The organism is Micrococcus sp. HMSC067E09 (assembly GCF_001812555.1).
In the GTDB taxonomy this organism is placed as follows: domain Bacteria; phylum Actinomycetota; class Actinomycetes; order Actinomycetales; family Micrococcaceae; genus Micrococcus; species Micrococcus lylae.
Genome location: NZ_KV809413.1, coordinates 1 through 365, shown reverse-complemented (window position 1 = coordinate 365; position 365 = coordinate 1). Strand labels below are relative to the sequence as shown.

Here is a 365-nt window from a genome sequence, read left to right as displayed (position 1 = left end):
AGCACGTGGAGGTCGAGGCCACCTGGACGTTCTACCAGCACATGGTCGCCGCCTACCGCCAGACAGACAGGGCCAAGGGCAGGACGATGATGGAGCAGCTGATCGCCAAGCTGGGCCGAGCGGTGCCGACCAAGCTCATCGAGCTGGCCGGTCTGGGTAGGACGCTGAAGAAGAGGGCGGCGGACATCCTGGCCTACTTCGACCGACCCGGCACCTCCAACGGACCCACCGAGGCCATCAACGGTCGACTCGAGCACCTACGCGGATCCGCCTTGGGCTTCCGGAATCTCACCAACTACATCGCTAGGTCCTTGCTCGAGAGTGGAGGATTCAAGCCCCGTCTACACCCTCGATTGTGAAGAGCC

1 protein-coding gene is annotated in these 365 nt (G+C 63.3%); it reads left to right on the top strand.

Features of this window, described 5'->3' with window-relative positions; genetic code table 11:
* A partial coding sequence (locus tag HMPREF2863_RS01590; RefSeq protein WP_141756342.1) for a transposase occupies positions 1 to 359 on the top strand: 359 nt, incomplete at its 5' end.
* Positions 360 to 365 lie beyond the last annotated feature (6 nt).